Raw genomic sequence first — 18,118 nt, forward strand, 5'->3', positions numbered from 1 at the left:
TAACGTTATGTATATAACCATTTTACCGGTTCTCGAAAATTTGTATATTCGCCGCCAGGATAAAAAGCGGCCGCCGGCCGGCCGGTTATGTATACCTGCGTATACCTTATAAAATCGTCCCCAGGATCTGATGCTTTCCTTCGATGTCCATTTTATTGTAGATGTTGGTCAAATGCTTTTTTACCGTGGGCACGCTGATGAAAAGTTTTTTGCTGATTTCCAGATTGTTCATCCCTTTAAACATGCACTGCATCACCTCATATTCCCGATCCGTCAGGCCGTAGCGGTCTTTCACTTCCACCAGAATGTTTTCAAACAGGCTGGAATAGTCATAGACGGTTGCGATAAATTTACTGTCCATGGCCGACTTACCTGTCACAAAGACTACTTCTGCAAAATAGGTGGCTTTTCCGATAACGATCCTGCTCCTGGCCCGAATGTCGTCCCCTTTGGGCATCAGCCCGCCGTCGGAAGCCAGCTTGCTTTTTATGCTTTTGCACAGGGTGATCAGGGTGCGCATCAATTCCCCGATGTGCTGATATTGGATGGTTTGATTTTCCTCCAGATTGCAGTCCAGCAGCTTCAAATCATAGTTCCAGATACAGATACCCATTCCCTGGATGTTGGACAAAAGGGGCAATTCCAATAAGTAGTGGTTGATCTGCTCTCTGGTGTTCTGAAATCGCTTGGCAATGTTGGCCAGATGGGGCCTGGCCATTTTAAGGATCTCCAGGTCTTTGTTGGAAAAGTCCTTGTACTTTTCAGGGCGGTGGATTCCGATGCCGCCCACATATCCATTTTCCCCGATATAAAGGTTCCCCTCAATGGAATGGTTCATCCCCGCAGGGCGGAGCAGTTCGTTATAATATCTGGTTTTTTTCCGCTCATCAAAGATAAAGACATCGGAGCTGCGGAACATGATCGGATAGTCGTTTGAAACAATAGGCAGCACATCATCGATTCCGCAGTACTGGTCGAGATAGCTTTTCAGATCCTTTTCTCCCCAGTCCACAAAGATAAAGTCCTCAAAGATGATTTGATCATCCTTCTTTTTATAAAAATAGATATCGCCCTTTTCAAAGATAATCAGCTCTTTGAGTTTTGCCAGAAAGTTGTTGAATGCCTTCTCGTAATCATCGTCATCGTGAAGCTCCGCCAATATCTGATTCAGATACAAAAGTTCTCTGTTGTCCAAAAAGGTTTCCATATTGATCACCTCCCCTTTAAACAAGTTTAATCTCAATGGGGTAGTTTTGGTCCGCGATCCATCTGCTTAATTCCTGCTTTTGCTCCTCCGAATAGGTCTGCAGGCCGCTCAGCTCATAGTCCTCGCCGATCCACTGGTATTTGCTCTCCCCCAAGCTGTGATACGGCAGCAGTTCCACCCGCTGCGCGTTCTCAAATTGGGCCGCGAACAAAACCGTTTCTTCTAAGTTTTTGAAACTATCGTTTAAGCCCGGTATCAGCGGCACTCTGAAAATCACCGGCTGGTCTTTTTTCAGCCGATAGGCGTTTCTAAGAATTTTTTCATTGCCCGCGCCAGTCAGACTTTTATGCTTGGCTGAATTCATATGCTTTAAATCGAATAAAACCAAATCCGCATATTCAATGGTTTCCTCGAACTGCTCCGCCTCCGCATACGCGCAGGTTTCAATGCAGGTTGAAATGGATTCTTGTCTGCATCTTTTTAAAAGCTGATTCACAAAGGCGCTTTGGAGCGCGGGCTCGCCGCCGCCGATGGTTGCTCCGCCGCCGGAATTCCGATAGAACAAACGGTCTTCCGCGATGATTTCCATCAGCTCCTCCACAGTGACTTGAGATCCGATCATCTTTTTGGCCTGCACCGGGCACACGGCCGCACACTTGCTGCAGCCGGTGCAGCGCTCCCGGATAATCCCATAGTCTGGCCCTTGGATGGCCCGGTCCGGACAGACAGCCGCGCATTTTCCGCAGCGAATACAGTTTTTTTGTGTATAGCCGACCTGCACGCCCGTCTTTTGCGATTCGGGGTTGCTGCACCACCTGCAGCGCATCGGACATCCCTTCATAAAAACCAGGGTACGAATCCCCGGCCCGTCATGCAATGAATATTTTTGAATATCAAATATTGTTCCAGTCATGTTTTTCCTGTTTCTACTTGAGAAAGGGACTGTTGCGCTCGGCGACAGCCCCTTTGGGTTTGCATTAGCGATTGGTTTCAATTTCGTTGTCATTGACAAAGGGAATCTTATACTTTTTCATAATCCAAGTCTTCATCAAAACCGTATAAACGATTCCTGTAAGGAAGAAGGTTGGCACGATGGCAGTCGTATAAGGGAAGATTCCCGTCAGACTGGTCCAAGTGAGCGGGTTGAGAATCAGCAGATATGTAGCGAAACCTGCGCCCACTGCGATCAGAGCCGCCGGGTTCCAGCCCTTGGCATATTGATAGCCTTTGTTGACACTGAAGAATTCTCTGATCCGGAACCGGCCTTTGCTGATAAAGAGGAAATCAAATACAACGATGGACGCATAGATTCCGGTTACCAGGCCGATAAAGGCGTAGACGTTGCTGACCATGTAATAGACCGCGTTATTGAGCATAAACAATACCGGCACCACAGAAATCAGCAGAGCCGGAATCCAGCCGAACCTGGGCATCCTGCTTTTGACGGCGATGGCCTCCGGATAAACCAGCGTAGCTACCGAAGTGATATTGGCGATGGCAAAGAGCACCAGACCTACGGCAGCCAGGAATCCCAGACCCGTGTCTTTGCTGACCTGTACGAACCAGATGGTCGGGTCATATTTTCCGATGGCAAGGGCGGCGAAAGCGGCGAATAATCCTGCCACTGCCGCGAGAACACCCCAGCCCCACATGCATCCATGGTACCCGTTGCTCTCGGTCTTGGCCAATCTGGTCCATCCGCCGAAGAAGAATCCCCAGGACATGCCCAGGCCCAGATTTGCTTCAAGAGCCGTGGCCCTGCTCCACTTTATGCCCATGCCGGCTCCCATATCTGCATCCGTATAAGGCTCCGCCGGTTTTGCGTGGATAACGGAATCTATTCCATGGTAGGCAAAGAGATAAATAATCAATCCCGCCAGGATCAGTGCCATGAAGATGGCCGAAAGCCTTGTGAACCACCTGAGGGCATTGGGCCCCAGCCAGGCAATAAACGTACCGCCCACCAAAGCAATCAGAGCAAATATGGTAACAGCCGCTCCTTCCGTGGCAAAAAAACCTGGTCCTGTCAGAACCGCTACAAATTTAATCGCACTTTGTCCAAACATTAAAGTTGCCAGGGCCAGCGCCGGATAACATGCGATCAAAAAGAAAAAGGTCATGAGAATTGAACCTTTTTGTCCAAATATACCAGCGGTGGCAGTAAGCTGTTCAACACCGTATCTGGATGGACTGATTGATAGAAATGAAATCATAAAAATACCGACGCAGTTTCCTGCTAAAATTGTTGGAATTGCTTCCTTAGCGGTTAAGAGCATTCCGGCCTGACTTCCGCAGAGGAAGAACCACGCTGCGATGCCAAAACAAATCTGAACAGCGATCAGATCCCACATGCCATAACATCTCTCGGATTTGTCTGCCGGCAGCAGAGATGTATATACAGCTTCTGTAACATTATTATTGTTCGCCATGTTTTCTCCTTTCTCTATGCCATTAAAACGGCAATGATGTAATAGAGCAGAATCGCTCCATTAATGACTCCTGCAAAGATGTAATCTCCCTTCCTGATCTTCGGCACATAGCCGGCTCCTCCCTTTGATGTTTGAGGTTCGTGATTTTTTTCGAAATCAACGATTCTTTCCTCCAGCGCTTTGCGCATTTCCGGGTCAATCCCTTTAATGTCGATTGGCAGTTGTTCAACTGGTAACATCTGATCACCTCTTTCCTGTTAAAACCGTCAGCTAAAAATGTTTACTACGATTATTGTAAAACAAGATTGAATTTGTGATAATTATCCTCAAGGATATTTCACCCGGTTTTGACTATCCCTGAGGCGTACCGCCGCATGCAGGTTATGGAACAATCATTTTATTCATTTTTAAATTTACTATTTATATTTAAATAATAATAAAACGTTGGTAGAAACCTTGGAATATGAGTGGTTTTCTTTGTTTTTAAAATTACGGTCTATTCATATAAAAATTTCATTTAATTTTCAGTCCCTGTTTTTGCTGAAAATTCGTTCTTTTTCACTCGAATTTGATTGGAACGAATCTTGCTTTCTAATAGATTATGGCACTTACGTTTTTTCATTGTTTATTAGGAGGTGTTTCTCATGAAGGAAAATCTGTCTTTGAATGCCAATATGGATTATGACTACATTTTGACAGGAAAAGCGATCTACACGCTGGACGAAGACCATCCTGCGGCAGACTGGGTTGCCGTCAAGGATAAAAAAATTGCGAAGGTCGGCGACGGCCCCATCCCGGAAGGCTGCGAAAGGAAGGACTTTGGCGATAATATCATTATTCCCGGCCTGATCGATTCCCATGTCCACGCAGGGCAGACCGCGATTATGATGGGAGGCGTCAACCTGATCAACGCTGTAACCATTGAAGAAGTTTTAAATCTGATCGATGAACGCTGCAAAACTACCGAGGACGACCTGGTATTCGCACCCTTTTTCATTGTAGCTCAAATAGAAGAAAACCGGTTCCCCACAAGGAAGGAGTTGGATGCAGTTTCCCACGGCAAGAAGGTCATGGTAATCAGCATTACGCTGCATACATCCGCAATCAATACTGCGGCCTATGAAGCAGTCGATTACCACGGAAGCACTTACGGCCTGACCATGGATGAAAGTGGAGAATTCAACGGCTATCTGGCGGAAGACGAGGTTAATTTTTATACCCTTGGCGAGCTGATCGCCGGCATTTCTGAGGAAAAGTACGACAGCTATATTACACAGTTCGCTCAAATGTGTGTTGAAAATGGAATTACCACTGCCCATTGTCTGGAAGGGCAGTTTGTCACAGGTGATATTGATCTGGATTTGTGGCTCAAACGGTTAGATAAGGGTGATCTGCCTCTCCACTGCGTGCTTTATCCCCAGATGTGGGATTATGAAAAATCCAAGAAATACAATCTGCCCAGACATGGCGGGTGTCTGACCCTGGATGGCGCTGATTTGGATTACACCATGGCTCTGGACGAGCCCTATACCTGCAGGCCGGAGGTTCGCGGCGATCTTTATCGGAAGGATAGCGAGGTCTATGAGCTGACAGCAAAAGCTTATGCCGATAACAAGCAGATCGCCTTTCATGCCATGGGAGAGCGGGCCATCGATCAGGTAATGGATGCATACCGGCGGGTAATTGCTGAGCAGGGGCAGAAAAATCTCCGCCTGAGAGTGGAGCATTTTACCCTTCCGAGAGAAGCCCATATCAAGATGGCAGCCGAGCTGGGTATTGTCGTCAGCCAGCAGCCGGAATACACCTATCTCTATGGCTCCCCCGGCGGACCAATCGAGCAGTGGTTCGGGGAGGAGAGGAGCCGTCGTATGGAGCCCTACAAATATATCAGCGATCAGGGGATCATCGTAGCCGGAGGCTCTGATTCACCAGTAAACAGCTTGAATCCTCTGACTGGAATTCAGGGGCTTGTAAATGCCCGTTTTGATACCAGGCGGATGAGCGTGACGGAAGCGTTGAAGGCTTACACGTATAATGCGGCCTATGCTGCCTTTGAAGAAGACGAAAGAGGTACGATCAAAGAAGGTTATTATGCGGACTTTACCGTATTGAGCGAGGATCCATATGAGGTTTCCGACCGCATTGATGAGATTCAGGTTAAAGGGACGATTTCGGAAGGCCGGGTGGTCTTTGAAAAATAACCGGCCCGGCGGCGGGCTGCTGCATGAAAAAAGGAGCTGATCGCGTTTTATAATGCGACAGCTCCTTTATTTGCGTTTTTGTGGCTTATTCTACGACCCGAATAATCGCGGCGACTCTCGTGCCTGAATTATTCAGTTGCTTCACGCTCTGGGCGCATACTCCCTTTCTTGCGTTAGCAGCATGGATAATCTTTCCGCTTCCGGCGTATATAGCCGCATGGCTATAACGTCCGCCCCTCTTAAAAAGAATAATATCTCCGGCTTTCGCCTTTTTGATGCTCTTTATGGAAGAGCCCACTTTATACTTTTTAAGAGAAGAATACAACCCGGCAGAAGAAGTCCGTTTTACTTTTTTCTTTGCGTCTACATCCGCGTTTTTATATACCCAGTATACGAATCCGCTGCAGTCGAAGGATTTTGGGCCTGACCCGCCAGATCGATAGCGAGCGCCTATTTTGGCCTTTGCTTTTGCGACCACTTTTTGAGGATCGCTCTTTTTCGTCTTTGTTTTTGTGGCTGCGGAATAATCTCCGTAATATGTCACGCCGTTTACTTCAGCGTATGCTCTCACCTTATAGCGGTAAGTCGTATTCCCTTTCAGCTTTTTATCTGTATAGCTGGTCTGGGATGTGGTTGTCAACTCTTTATACTGTTTCTTTTTTGAGTTGTACCTGTAGACCGCGTATCCGTCTGCGCCGGACACGGCTCCCCAGGTCAGTTTGATCGTGCTGCCGCTTGTTGCCTTCGCTTTCGCACCGGTCGTTTTCGCCACTTGCGGGTCCTTGCCGTCAGCTCCATGCACTGCTGCCGGAAGGCAAAAGATGCTGAACATCATTGCCAATGTCACCGCATAGGTTACCATTTTTTTACTCATAAAAGCCTCTCTCTAAGTTTTTTCCCCAGCTTTTATTGAATAACACGGGTATTACTATACCATCGAACATACAAAAAGTCAAATTCTGCTTCATCCCTTGCTATCACTAGTATGCAGTGCTATATTATCAAAAACATCTAAAAATCTTTTTAAATAATTTTATAAAATCAGTTGTTTTTGCTGGGTTAGCGACTTAAAACCATTGATTTTTCTGATTTCTTTACGCGTTTAGCAGTATTTTTACCATTTTTATAAAAACTATTCTATTGCACTTAAATGTTTTTCAGTAACTAATTTGCTGTAATTTTCGGATTGTATGTATTGGTTTGTTTGTTATGTTTATTCATGTTTATGAATAAAACCCATCTCATGCTCTGGGATGGGTTTTATCGTAAACGTCTTTTATTCGATTTTTGGTAACGGTGAGATAGATTTGGGTAGCCGATATATCCTCATGCCCCAGCAGCTCCTGCAAGGATTTCAGGTCGGCTCCATTCTGTATCATATGAACCGCAAAAGAGTTCCTTATAATGTTGGGCGTCAGCTTATGCTCAAGGCCGGCTTGCTTTCCGTATTCCTTTAATACTTTCCACAGTCCCTGGCGAGTAATTCGCTGTCCGTAATAGTTGACGAAAAGCGCGGTTTCCTCAGTTCGTTCTTTAAGCAGTGTATTTCTGGCATCGTATATATATTCTTCCAACGCTGCTCTGGCCGGCCGCCCCATGGGAATGATTCTGGCTTTGCTCTGTTCACCGGCGCAGGTGATGAATCCCATGCGCAGATTGATATCCTCCACATCCGCTTCGATCAATTCGCTGACCCGAATTCCGGTGGCGTAAAGCAACTCCAGAATTGCTTTGTCACGAATCCCCCGAACGCTTTGGTCCGGAAGGGACAGCAAGCGGTCGATCTCTTCGATTGTAAGATATTCAATCGTTTTTCTTTCGATTCTCGGCGATTTAATATCGCTGGTGGGGTTGACCGCAACCTCTTTTATGGTCAGCAGGTAATTGTAAAGAGACCGTATGGAGGCCAATTTGCGATTAACTGTGGCTGCGGACTTACCTTCATTTTTCAGCTTTAGAAGATACGCCACCACCTCTGTACCAGGCGTTTGTCTGAGATCTGTAATCCCGCGCTGATTCTCAAATCGAGAAAACTCCAAAACATCCCGCCGATACGCTTCCAGCGTATTTTTCGCCATCTTCTTTTCGCTCTTCAAATACTCAAAAAATTGTTCAAGAAGCATGTACGCTCCTCCCTCCTGTAAGCAAATACCTGCTTTCCGTTCTACTTTTCCATTATAATCCATTTGGTTATGGTTTACAATAATATTTTGTCGAATTCTGACATTTTTTGTAGAGCAGTAATAAAGTGCTTCTGGTTAACATAATTTAACTAAGTAAGAGGAGGCATACATATGAAAAGGGTTCAAATAAATAAACGATATACCTTAAATCAGGCCGTATCTGTGGCTTTTGGCAGCAAAAAGGTACTCCTGATTTGTGCGTTCTTTTTTCTGACTGGTATATCCACCGGTATTTTCTTGGAACTGACCATGGCTTTTGATGAAAAAACCAGTCTGGCCGGTTATTTGAAGCAATACTTGTATATGGAAGGCAGCAATGTGGATTATCCCAATCCATTTTTTTCTTCCCTGACGAGCAATCTGCTGCTGCTGTTGATCATATTTCTAGCTGGCCTTTCTGCGCTGGGATTTCCCGCTGCTCTGGCTGCGATTACCTATCAAGGTATGGCCTTGGGGTTTTGTACTGGTCTGATCATTGAAACGTTGAAGGATAAAGGCATGCTGATGATCCTTACTTCTCTGGTTCCTCAAAATCTGATTTTGATCCCGGCCTTTATTTTGGCTGCAGCCGCGGCGGTTAATTACGGACTTTATTCTCTGCGGTCCAGGCATATGGCGTCAAAAAAGAACCTGAAAGATTTCTCAGGCTCTTATATTTTGGTTATGATGTTTTTGTGTCTGGCCATCGGACTGGCCTGCGGGCTGGAAGCTATTTTATATCCAATTGTTCTTTCGCCATAAAGATGGCGGCGATGGTTTTCGCATCCACCAGCTTGCCGGAAGCTGCCATTTGATAGGCTTCTTGAAAGTCGTATTCCACAATATCCAGGGCTTCGTCATCGTCAAAACTGGTTTCGCCCGGGTTCAGGCCGGTAGCAGCGTATAAATGAATGACTTCCTCCGTATATGCTACGCTGGGATTGAGTTTTCCCAGATAATGAAGGTTTTGCGCGGTATACCCGGTCTCTTCTTTTAGTTCACGCTTTGCGGTCAGGAGCGGGTCGGTCTCACCCTGGTCGATTTTGCCTGCAGGAATCTCTAGAATGACCTTTCCCGTGGGATAACGAAATTGTTTTACCATGACCAGCTTTCCGTCATTTGTAATGGGAACGATGGCGACTGCCCCATTGTGTTCGACGATTTCCCGGTAAGCCTTGCCTTTGGGCGCTGTAACCGTATCTTTCCTCAGGTTGAGTATGGCGCCTTCGTAAATGCGTTCGCTGCTGATTTTCTTTTCTTCAAAGACCATGTTTTCCTCCTATTTTGTCATTGCTTTGGATTTTTCTACTGCTGCCGCAAAGCCTTCCTTTACATGATCCATAAAGCCGTTTTCCATCAATTTGTTCACGGCTTCGATGGTGGTGCCTCCCGGCGAACATACATTGATGCGCAGCTGCTCCGGGCTGATATCAGTTTCCAGAACCATCTTAGCGGCTCCCAGGACTGACTGGGCCGCAAAAACTTTTGCCTTTTCCTCATCCATGCCATAGTCAACGGCCGCCTGTATAAGCGCATCTATGTACATATACGTATATGCAGGGCTGCTTCCGCTGACGCCGATGACACAGTGGATCAAAGCTTCATCTACTTCTTCGGCTCTGCCGATGGCCTCAAAGATGCCGAATACCTGGCGGAAAGTTTGATCATCCACATGCTGGTTCCTGCAGACCGCCACCATGGACTCGCTTACCTGAGCCGGTGTGTTGGGCATAATGCGGATGATCCTTTGCTCACTGCCCAGATAGCTTTGGATAAAGCCGATGCTGACACCAGCTGCCATGGAAACGATCACTTTTTCACTGGTACATTCCTCTGCGATCTGGGGCAGAAGCGTTTCAAACATATTGGGCTTTACTCCTAAAAGAATCACGTCGCTGCTGCGGGCCAGCTCTTTTTCCGAGCTGCACGCTGAGACTACCGGGATTTGCTGTTCCAAAGCCGTTCTTTTTTCTTCATTTATATCAAAAACCAATATCTGATCGCCGTTTTGGGCAGCGGTTTTTGCATAACCTTTTAAAATAGCTCCGCCCATATTGCCTGCGCCGATAAATCCAATCTTCATTCTTCTACCTCCCCGAAAATACTGTTCCCGTTTCTTTGCCATTCCATGCTTTGTTGATGATATCCGGCTTTTTTCCGTTTAAAAGGATCATGGCGATCCCGTATTGGTTGACCAGTCTGGCCGCCTCGATCTTGGTGGCGATGCCGCCGGTTCCGAAACTGCTCTTTTCTCCGATATCGATGTCCGCAAGCAGGCGGTCGATATCCGGCACTTCTTCGATCAGCCTGGCATCGGCCTCTGCCTTGGGGTCTTTGTCGTAGACGCCGTTAATGTCGCTGAGGACGATGAGCGCGTCCGCGTTCCAGAGTTTTGCGGCATGGGCGCCAAGGGTATCGTTATCGCCGATTTTAATTTCATCGACGCTGACGCTGTCATTTTCGTTGATGATGGGAACCACGCCTTCGTCCACCAGGGTGAACAGGGCGTTGCGTATGTTGAGCGTCCTGTGGGGGTCGAGAAAGTCCTCCCTGGTCAGCAGAATCTGTCCCACGTGAATGCCGTAGTCGCTGAAATATTCTTTATAGGCCATCATCAGCTCAACTTGGCCGATGGCGCAGAGAGCTTGCTTGTAGTTCATGTCTCCCCGCCGGCTCCATTTGTTGATGGCGCCTACTCCGCAGATTCCTGCCCCAGAGGAAACCATGATGACTTGTTTGTGATGTTCTATGAGATTGCTGACTTGTTCTACAATATTATGGAGAACCTCCCGGTTTACCGCTCCGTTGTCATCGGAAAGCACATTGCTTCCGATCTTGATGACAATTTTCCGGCTCTCCTTGATTAAATCGCTGATCGGATTCATATTTCATCGCCTCTTTCTTTATTTATATGACCGTATAAGTATACGACAAAATGGGCGCATCCGCAAGGTTCACAGGGCAGAATTTGGTCTGTATCCGTGGAATCCTTGGAATCGTTCGGAGGATTGGTGCGGATTGGTATGGATTGACGCGGCGGCAGTCTGGGTGTGATGCCGCTCTTGGTTGCAGGCTTCTGATTGGATGGGGCCGTGGGTTGAGTTGAGTGGGGTCGGCGGGGCTTCTATCAAAATGGGTAACTTTGCGAAAAAATTTGTGATCTTTTCGCAAAGTTACCCATTTTTCTATTGTCCAGCATTGTAGAGTTGCTGGATGCGCGATGCGCAGCAGGCGCCGAGATTTTGGAAAGATCGATAAAATCGATCTTTCCTACTACTTTTAATAGAAAAAGCGGAACCATCTGACTCCTATGTAGATTCAAGTTCCGCTTTACATTATTTTTTATGCTTCATGTAGGCTTATGATTATCTCGGCTCCACGATCAGCTTGATTGCCGTCCGTTCTTCTCCATCTATCTCTATATCCGTAAACGCCGGCACGGTCACCAGATCGATACCGCTTGGTGCAACAAACCCTCTTGCAATAGCGATGGCCTTCACCGCCTGATTGAGCGCTCCGGCACCGATAGCCTGGATTTCCGCTCCGCCCTTTTCTCTCAATACTCCTGCGAGTGCTCCTGCCACCGAATTCGGATTTGATTTCGCTGATACTTTTAAAACTTCCACGTGTACATCCTCCTTAATATAAATAGATATTCATTTATCCCTCACGGGCTTACAAGGTTAAAGTGAGGTTGAAACGGTTTTCATCCTCGTATCTATTATATAGTTCAAAAATACCAATTTATAGCAAAAAAATCCGACAAATTCTTTGCTTTTTTTCTTTTTTCTAAAATTTTTAGACAACCCCTTGATTTTTTTGACATGACCCGCTATAATCAAATTGTGGTTATCCCCCTGATAACCTCATTAATCTCTAATCCCAATACCCCTTTTGAACAAAACAGACTGCTCCCCTGCAGTCTGTTTTGTTTTTTGGAGAGGGGAATTTGTGGTATAATGTTTGCATCAGATTGGTACGGCGTTGCCGTAGGGATGCAAACCTTGAAATATGCTCGACTGCGCTCGCATATTATAATGTCCGCATCAGATTGGTACGGCGTTGCCGTAAGGATGCAAACCGGCATCCTGCACCTGCGGCACGTGACTCCGCTTCAGCGCTCCTTTTGCTTTGCGGCCCTGAGAGGCCCCAGGCTTAGCAGACCTTTGACTAAGATCAAAGTTACTGCAGGCAGCAAGGTGAGAGGTCCAGCAGCAGAAAAGCGGGGAAATGGGTGGAACCACGAGCGCACCGGTTTTATCCAGACCGGATCCGTTGCGTTGGTAAAAGATGATACAAGGAGACAATATGGAATATATTACGGACAAAATTGCATATCCTTTATACGCATCCAAGGCCTTCGACCTCTATTTCGATGGAATGCGGCTGGGGGTCGTTGATATTGAAACGACTGGACTCAGTCCGCAGCGGAGCCGCTTTGTTCTCGGCGGGCTTTTGACAGTAGAAGACGGAATGCTTCAGGTGCAGCAGTTCTTTGCCGAAGATCTTTCCCAGGAAAAAGAAACGCTTCAGGCCTATCTTTCGGCCGTCAGCGAAACAGATTTTTTGCTGACCTATAATGGAAAGCATTTCGACGTTCCTTTCATAAAAGGCCGCGCCGGCAGGCCGGCGCCCCAGCTGCCATTCAACCTGGACCTCTATCTTCTGGTCAAAATCTACAGCCCGGTGCGAAAGTTTCTGCCCAATCTCAAGCAAAAAACAGTGGAAAATTTCCTTGGTTTATGGGATCATAGAAAAGACGAGATTTCCGGAGCGGAAAGCGTAGAGCTTTACTACCAATACCTTTCGCAGAAGGATCCGTTCGTAAAAGAAAAAATACTGCTTCACAATCACGATGATATTCTCCAGCTCTACCGTCTTTTGGCGGTTTTGGAAAAAGCGGACGTTCACAAAGCGATGTTCCACATGGGATTTCCTTTGAAGCCAGATGTACCGGGGCAGCCTGGCCTGATCGTCGAACAGATTGCCTTTTCCGGAAACCAGCTGAAGATTTCCGGCAGCCAGCGACAGCCCGGCTGGGACTACAAATGCTTTGAATGGGGAGAGGTCCCCTGTTATGCGGATTTCAGCCGACAGAACGGCATTTTTTCAGTCTCAGTGCCCCTTATAAAACAAGCTGGTCTTGTTCTTGTGGATTTGAAGGCCATGAAATTGGACCTGAGTATCTTTGAGAAATATCCCGGCTGTCAGGAAGGCTTTCTGATTTTGGAGCAGCAACATGAAAAGCATTATTTAGAAATTAATCACTTCGTTAAAATATTTTTAGAAAGGATGTTGAACCAATGGATTATAAAACCTTAGCAGCTAATGTCAAAGCCGACAGCTTTAAAATGGCGGCCTTGCCCCGTCAGATCCGGGACAGCGCTTTAAACGCCATAATTGACGATCTTACGGCCAACAAAGAGGCGATCTTTGCTGCCAATGCCAAAGATTTGGAAAAAGCAGCGGCGGATGCTCTGCCGGCTCCCATTCAAAACCGGCTCAAATTCGACGAACACAAACTCAATGATTGCATCAGCGGCATCAAGGATTTAATTGCCATGGAGGACCCTCTTTTTCAAGAGCTGCTCAAGCGCCAGCTGGACGAGGGGCTCACCCTGATCAAAACCACCTGCCCCATAGGCGTCATCGGCGTCATATTCGAATCCCGGCCCGATGCGCTGGTTCAGATTTCCTCCCTGTGCATCAAAAGCGGCAACTGCGCCATCTTAAAGGGCGGAAGCGAGGCAGGCAATACCAATCGGATCCTCTTTGACATCATCTACAAAGCTGGCACAACTGCAGGTCTGCCGCAAAGCTTCGCCCTGCTGATCGAAGATCGGGCAGGAATTGACGAACTGCTCAAATGCCACGAATCCGTCGATTTGATCATTCCCAGAGGCTCCAATCAGTTCGTTTCCTACATCATGGCCAATTCCAAAATTCCGGTCATGGGCCATGCGGACGGCGTTTGCCACGTATATGTGGATAAAGATGCGGATTTGGAAAAAGCGGTGCCCATCGTAATCGACTCCAAGACGCAATATGTAGCAGCCTGCAACGCAGCCGAAACCCTGCTGGTTAATCGCAGTATCGCTTCTCAATTCCTGCCCAGGCTGGCGGAGGCTTCCGGCGCCTCCATTGAATATCGGGGAGACGAAACAGTCTGCAGCCTGATCGGCTGTAAAGCAGCGGACGATCAGGATTTTGAAACGGAATATTTGGATTATATTTTGTCCATAAAAGTAGTGGACAATGCCGACGAAGCCATTGACCACATCAACCGCTATGGCTCCCACCATACGGACTGCATTGTTACCGAAAACAGCGACACAGCTGCAAGGTTCATGGCCAACGTGGACTCTGCCGGGGTCTACCAGAATTGCTCCACCCGGTTTGCCGATGGTTTCCGCTATGGCTTCGGCGCGGAGGTGGGCATCAGTACCGGCAAGCTCCATGCCAGAGGGCCTGTGGGCCTAGACGGACTTGTAACCTACAAGTACAAACTCTTTGGCAGCGGCCAGATCGTTTCCGACTATGCCGGCGGCGTTCGCAGCTTCCACTTTAAAGATTTAAAATAACACCATTTGAGAACAATTTACGGGGAGAAGAGATTTTATTTTTCATTTGCAAGACTCAGGGGAGGACCATTTATTAAAATGAGTTATATCAAACGGTTTTTTTACGGCGTCCTGATCGGCGTCGCATCCATCGCACCAGGGCTTTCCGGTGGCACCATCGCCATTGCCCTGGGTTTTTACGAGCATCTAATCCATGCTATCGCAAATCTTTTCAAACAGTTCCGTAAAAATTTTTTATATCTGCTGCCCTATGGGATCGGCGGCTTTATCAGCGTTGCCTGTCTCTCGGTGGTAATCAATTACTTTTTTATTCACCATCCGCTTCCGACCAACACCCTCTTTATTGGTTTTATTATTGGAACGCTGCCTTTTATTTGGAAAAAACTGAAGGGCAGCCTGGATAGCGGCAGACTCAGGGTTTCCCACGGTCTCACAGCCACTGCGTTCCTGGCGGTCGTCCTGATCCCCGTATTTGTAAAGGGTTCCGCAGGAGGGGGCAGCTCGCTGATTTCTGCAGATCCGCGCGCTGTGATTCTCTTGATTGGAATCGGTATGATCGCAGCAACCACGCTGGTGATCCCGGGGCTTTCCGGAACCATGATTCTCACTTCGCTGGGTTATTACAAGCCGCTGCTTTTCATTGCCAGCACCTTTGTTACAGCCGTCGTGACTTTGGATATGCAAACTGCCCTCAGGCAGCTGATTTTTATCGTACCCTTAGGCGCAGGAGTGGTCATGGGAGTTTTTTTCACAGCAAAACTGGTGAACCTCCTCTTTGAAAAGATTCCCGCTTATGTTTATTCAGCTATCGTCGGGCTTATTGCTGCCACCCCCATCGTCATGCTGGCGGACGCAGCCAAAGCAGAGGCCGATCTATCTCTGCTCAATTCCGCTGTCAGCCTGGCGGCACTGGTAATCGGCCTGCTGTTGGTGCGCAGACTGGGAGAAAACTAGCAGTTTCCAGTAAAAACATCTTTTAATTCCGTTCTCGCAACCTCGGCCAGCTGATAAACGGTCTCGATTTCGGTTGCAGCCCGATCCCGCATTTTCCGCATGGGAAAGAAGCGGGTTACATGGAGCGGGATTTCCGCATCGACAGACGCGACCCAGGAAGCCAGTTTTTTCATTTCCTGTGGGGAATCATTTTCTCCAGGAACAATCAAGGTCGTCAGCTCCACGTGGCAGCTGGCGGCCGCTTGCTTTATAAAAGCCTTGACGGTTTCCAAATCTCCACCCAGCTTGCGGTAATAGGTCTCCGTGAACCCTTTCAGATCGATATTCAGGGCATCAATATGGGGCAGGACTTCTTGGGCGATCTCTTTACAAACAGAACCGTTGGTAACGCAGACCGTTTTTAAACCTTCCTCTTGAGCCGCTTTGGCAGTGTCCCGGACATACTCAAATCCCACCAAAGGTTCATTATAGGTAAAGGCCAGTCCAATGTTTCCGGCGACTTTCAGTTCTATCCCTTTCTGCATCAGTTCCTGGGGCGACAGACAGATGCTCCGGTGCTCCCAGCTGCCCGACTCGGGCCGGGCAATCTGGTAGTTCTGGCAAAAGGGGCAGTCCAAATTGCAGCCATAACTCCCCACAGATAGGATTAGACTGCCCGGATAAAACCTTCGCAGGGGCTTTTTTTCAATGGGATCCAGTGCCAATGCCGTTATCTTTCCGTAAGTTTCGCAAAGGATCCTTCCGTTCTCATTTTTTCTAACGCCGCATCTGCCCTTCTGTCCAGGAGCCAAAAGGCAATGATGCATGCAGACCTGGCATTGCCGCTTCATTTGTGTCTCACCACTTCGAACCGCTTCAAGTGCACAGACTCGTCCGGCCCGATCCCGGCTTTTTGTTTTGCAATGGCAATCTGCTGCTGGGGCGTATCGACGCCTTCCAGATTGGGCAGCAATAGTCCTCGTTTATCGCCTCTGGTGACGATAACGCCGAACTTGCGAGCATCCAGCTCCTGCTCCGATCCAATGGGCTGCGGCTCACCCAGCACATCGACACTGTATTCCAATTTGACCAGTTCCTCCGCGCCCACAGGAGAAAATCTGGGGTCCCTGCTCCCAGCGCTGACAGCGTTTTCCAAAATCTCGGCTGCCAGATTCTCTCTCACAGGTCCAATGGTTCCAATGCAGCCTCTCAGCCTTCCATCTTTCTTTAAAGAAACAAATGCTCCCGCCCTGTGCTCCGTCAGCTCCTTGGGTAAATTATCGGGCATAAGCAGCTTTTCGCCGGTGGTCACGTAAGTTTCCAGAGATTCTCGGGCAAGGCGGACATAGATGTCCTCCGCAGACTTTTGCTCTTTCAGACGGCGCCGCTCCTTTTCTTCGTACTGCTCCTTAAAATTTCTCTGACAATTCTCGCCGGCCGCCTGATAAGCGCAAACTCCATAACCTACGCCGAAGGTTCCTTGATAGGAAAGCTGCTGCGCTTCCACATCCGTACAGTCTAATGCTCCGGCCATAATCGTAAATGCTCCGTGTCCGCATTCGCTGGCGTTTCTACGAAATTCATCGGCAAACTCGAAAAGCCGGAAAAAGTTGGCGCTGCCCATAACGTTCATGATCTGCTCATCATAGACCGGCCCTTCCTTTTTATATCCATAGGGACCGTCTTCTTTCAAACAATGGGACAAATCTCCGCTGGCAATGACAACAGTCCGGCGCTCCAGCCGCCCAGCCGCCTCCTTGATGGCCTGGCCCAAAGCGTAGTGATCGGTCAGCGGCAGCCCGGACAGCCCCACTCTAACCAGCTTGTAGCCTTTATAGACCTGGTCGATAAAATAAAGAGGCACCATGGTTCCGTGGTCAAGATCAGCATCCCGCTCCCCCAGCGGCCCGGCCATCAGATGCCGATTTCTGCAAACAGCAGAAATTTCTTTGACCAGCTCCGTATCGTAAACGACATCGAAGTTGATTTGCTTTGCCCGGAACTGTTTGAAGTCGCCATGTGCGCCCTGCCCTGGGGAAATATGAAAATAGTCGGCGTACATGGCACAGTGGGGAGAAACGACAACAATGGTTTCCGGCTCCAGTAGTGCAATCTGCTTGGCAACAGTCTGGTAAGCCTGCGTAGTATCGCTGATAGCCGCTTCCTGACCCTTGCCGATCTCTGGAACGATCAAAGGCGGATGGGGAACCATAAATGCTCCTGTAATATACATGAGGATCAACTCCTTTCGCTTTTTTCTCATTATAGCACGTTTGAGCGAAAGTGGCGGCTATGAATTTTCTGAAAATTGTTCATGCTCTAATAGGTTACTATAATGAAAGCACTGGCTCGGTGTAAATCTTATGGGTTTGCAGGCGGCCCCAAGCGGCCCGGCACCGGCTCGGAAAATTTCTGTGAAATATAAAAAAAGCAACCAGCTTCGGCGGCTTTGCCTTACTGCTTGCTTAAAAGTGGGTACTTTTAAACTTCGTATTCTTCTTTCTCATGAAAGAAGCTTGATCTGCCTGAATGATGCCGGTCCCACCCGGCGGCAGATTTGATCAGCCTTTTAACCAGGCTTCGACCGTTTCCAGAGATAGCTTTG

General features: G+C 47.9%; 17 protein-coding genes. 5 read left to right on the forward strand and 12 right to left on the reverse strand.

The window, feature by feature from the left end; genetic code table 11:
• Positions 1-106 precede the first annotated feature (106 nt).
• From LG211_RS18510 to LG211_RS18525, 4 genes are all read right to left on the reverse strand, one after another.
• On the reverse strand, positions 107-1,207 hold the full coding sequence (locus tag LG211_RS18510; protein ID WP_253020347.1) for a helix-turn-helix transcriptional regulator: 1,101 nt from the start codon (positions 1,205-1,207) through the stop codon (positions 107-109).
• 16 nt (positions 1,208-1,223) lie between these two features.
• Complete coding sequence (locus tag LG211_RS18515) at positions 1,224-2,120, reverse strand: glycyl-radical enzyme activating protein (protein WP_269478170.1); 897 nt, start codon at positions 2,118-2,120, stop codon at positions 1,224-1,226.
• A 64-nt stretch (positions 2,121-2,184) separates the two neighbouring features.
• Positions 2,185-3,636 carry a cytosine permease gene (locus tag LG211_RS18520; RefSeq protein ID WP_148396234.1) on the reverse strand — a complete coding sequence of 484 codons (1,452 nt, stop codon included), beginning with the start codon at positions 3,634-3,636 and terminating at the stop codon, positions 2,185-2,187.
• Between the two features lie 14 nt (positions 3,637-3,650).
• Positions 3,651-3,875 (reverse strand): hypothetical protein, encoded by a 225-nt coding sequence (locus LG211_RS18525; protein WP_148396233.1) that lies wholly within the window; start codon positions 3,873-3,875, stop codon positions 3,651-3,653.
• Positions 3,876-4,280: 405 nt separating this feature from the next.
• On the opposite strand from LG211_RS18525, the gene LG211_RS18530 reads away from it, so the two are divergent.
• Complete coding sequence (locus tag LG211_RS18530; protein ID WP_253020348.1) at positions 4,281-5,837, forward strand: amidohydrolase; 1,557 nt, start codon at positions 4,281-4,283, stop codon at positions 5,835-5,837.
• 85 nt (positions 5,838-5,922) lie between these two features.
• Here the strand turns inward: LG211_RS18530 and LG211_RS18535 are convergent, their stop codons facing one another.
• Entirely contained in the window at positions 5,923-6,711 is a 789-nt protein-coding gene (locus tag LG211_RS18535) for a C40 family peptidase (protein WP_227755574.1), read from the reverse strand.
• 367 nt (positions 6,712-7,078) lie between these two features.
• Positions 7,079-7,960: a site-specific tyrosine recombinase gene (locus LG211_RS18540; protein ID WP_148396230.1), complete on the reverse strand. Its 882-nt coding sequence runs from the start codon at positions 7,958-7,960 to the stop codon at positions 7,079-7,081.
• A gap of 171 nt (positions 7,961-8,131) precedes the next feature.
• Here LG211_RS18540 and spoIIM point away from each other — a divergent pair, with 171 nt between their 5' ends.
• Positions 8,132-8,761 carry a stage II sporulation protein M gene (gene spoIIM, locus LG211_RS18545; protein WP_227755575.1) on the forward strand — a complete coding sequence of 210 codons (630 nt, stop codon included), beginning with the start codon at positions 8,132-8,134 and terminating at the stop codon, positions 8,759-8,761.
• Here spoIIM and LG211_RS18550 read toward each other — a convergent pair.
• The 4 genes from LG211_RS18550 to LG211_RS18565 form a co-directional block, all read right to left on the reverse strand.
• Positions 8,730-9,269, reverse strand: a complete 540-nt coding sequence (locus LG211_RS18550; protein ID WP_269478171.1) for an NUDIX domain-containing protein — start codon at positions 9,267-9,269, stop codon at positions 8,730-8,732. The two genes, spoIIM and LG211_RS18550, sit on opposite strands and share 32 nt — an antisense overlap.
• A gap of 9 nt (positions 9,270-9,278) precedes the next feature.
• The gene (gene proC, locus LG211_RS18555) at positions 9,279-10,082 is read right to left on the reverse strand and encodes a pyrroline-5-carboxylate reductase (RefSeq protein ID WP_227755576.1); all 804 of its coding nucleotides are present in this window, start codon (positions 10,080-10,082) and stop codon (positions 9,279-9,281) included.
• Positions 10,083-10,086: 4 nt separating this feature from the next.
• Positions 10,087-10,884, reverse strand: coding sequence for a glutamate 5-kinase (gene proB, locus LG211_RS18560; protein WP_148396226.1), 798 nt, complete (start codon positions 10,882-10,884; stop codon positions 10,087-10,089).
• A 480-nt stretch (positions 10,885-11,364) separates the two neighbouring features.
• Complete coding sequence (locus tag LG211_RS18565) at positions 11,365-11,625, reverse strand: stage V sporulation protein S (protein WP_148396225.1); 261 nt, start codon at positions 11,623-11,625, stop codon at positions 11,365-11,367.
• A 682-nt stretch (positions 11,626-12,307) separates the two neighbouring features.
• Here LG211_RS18565 and LG211_RS18570 point away from each other — a divergent pair.
• The 3 genes from LG211_RS18570 (at position 12,308) to LG211_RS18580 (ending at position 15,534) form a co-directional block, all read left to right on the forward strand.
• Positions 12,308-13,321 (forward strand): ribonuclease H-like domain-containing protein, encoded by a 1,014-nt coding sequence (locus tag LG211_RS18570; protein ID WP_269478172.1) that lies wholly within the window; start codon positions 12,308-12,310, stop codon positions 13,319-13,321.
• Positions 13,303-14,580, forward strand: a complete 1,278-nt coding sequence (locus tag LG211_RS18575; RefSeq protein WP_148396223.1) for a glutamate-5-semialdehyde dehydrogenase — start codon at positions 13,303-13,305, stop codon at positions 14,578-14,580. Before LG211_RS18570 ends, LG211_RS18575 begins: the two co-directional genes overlap by 19 nt.
• A gap of 78 nt (positions 14,581-14,658) precedes the next feature.
• A complete protein-coding gene (locus tag LG211_RS18580) occupies positions 14,659-15,534 on the forward strand; it encodes a DUF368 domain-containing protein (RefSeq protein ID WP_269478173.1) in 876 nt (291 codons plus the stop codon).
• On the opposite strand, the gene amrS is transcribed toward LG211_RS18580, so the two are convergent.
• Complete coding sequence (gene amrS, locus LG211_RS18585; RefSeq protein ID WP_269478174.1) at positions 15,531-16,364, reverse strand: AmmeMemoRadiSam system radical SAM enzyme; 834 nt, start codon at positions 16,362-16,364, stop codon at positions 15,531-15,533. The genes LG211_RS18580 and amrS overlap by 4 nt on opposite strands.
• The gene (gene amrA, locus LG211_RS18590; RefSeq protein WP_148396220.1) at positions 16,361-17,746 is read right to left on the reverse strand and encodes an AmmeMemoRadiSam system protein A; all 1,386 of its coding nucleotides are present in this window, start codon (positions 17,744-17,746) and stop codon (positions 16,361-16,363) included. Before amrA ends, amrS begins: the two co-directional genes overlap by 4 nt.
• Positions 17,747-18,118 lie beyond the last annotated feature (372 nt).

Origin of the sequence: Hominibacterium faecale (assembly GCF_020734085.1) — a bacterium.
GTDB classification, from domain to species: Bacteria; Bacillota; Clostridia; order Peptostreptococcales; family Anaerovoracaceae; genus Hominibacterium; species Hominibacterium faecale.

Coding starts and splice junctions, on each gene's coding strand:
- LG211_RS18510 (WP_253020347.1), bottom strand. CDS start 1,207: ATGGAAACCTTTTTGGACAACAGAGAACTTTTGTATCTGAATCAGATA.
- LG211_RS18515 (WP_269478170.1), bottom strand. CDS start 2,120: ATGACTGGAACAATATTTGATATTCAAAAATATTCATTGCATGACGGG.
- LG211_RS18520 (WP_148396234.1), bottom strand. CDS start 3,636: ATGGCGAACAATAATAATGTTACAGAAGCTGTATATACATCTCTGCTG.
- LG211_RS18525 (WP_148396233.1), bottom strand. CDS start 3,875: ATGTTACCAGTTGAACAACTGCCAATCGACATTAAAGGGATTGACCCG.
- LG211_RS18530 (WP_253020348.1), top strand. CDS start 4,281: ATGAAGGAAAATCTGTCTTTGAATGCCAATATGGATTATGACTACATT.
- LG211_RS18535 (WP_227755574.1), bottom strand. CDS start 6,711: ATGAGTAAAAAAATGGTAACCTATGCGGTGACATTGGCAATGATGTTC.
- LG211_RS18540 (WP_148396230.1), bottom strand. CDS start 7,960: ATGCTTCTTGAACAATTTTTTGAGTATTTGAAGAGCGAAAAGAAGATG.
- spoIIM (WP_227755575.1), top strand. CDS start 8,132: ATGAAAAGGGTTCAAATAAATAAACGATATACCTTAAATCAGGCCGTA.
- LG211_RS18550 (WP_269478171.1), bottom strand. CDS start 9,269: ATGGTCTTTGAAGAAAAGAAAATCAGCAGCGAACGCATTTACGAAGGC.
- proC (WP_227755576.1), bottom strand. CDS start 10,082: ATGAAGATTGGATTTATCGGCGCAGGCAATATGGGCGGAGCTATTTTA.
- proB (WP_148396226.1), bottom strand. CDS start 10,884: ATGAATCCGATCAGCGATTTAATCAAGGAGAGCCGGAAAATTGTCATC.
- LG211_RS18570 (WP_269478172.1), top strand. CDS start 12,308: ATGGAATATATTACGGACAAAATTGCATATCCTTTATACGCATCCAAG.
- LG211_RS18575 (WP_148396223.1), top strand. CDS start 13,303: ATGGATTATAAAACCTTAGCAGCTAATGTCAAAGCCGACAGCTTTAAA.
- LG211_RS18580 (WP_269478173.1), top strand. CDS start 14,659: ATGAGTTATATCAAACGGTTTTTTTACGGCGTCCTGATCGGCGTCGCA.
- amrS (WP_269478174.1), bottom strand. CDS start 16,364: ATGAAGCGGCAATGCCAGGTCTGCATGCATCATTGCCTTTTGGCTCCT.
- amrA (WP_148396220.1), bottom strand. CDS start 17,746: ATGTATATTACAGGAGCATTTATGGTTCCCCATCCGCCTTTGATCGTT.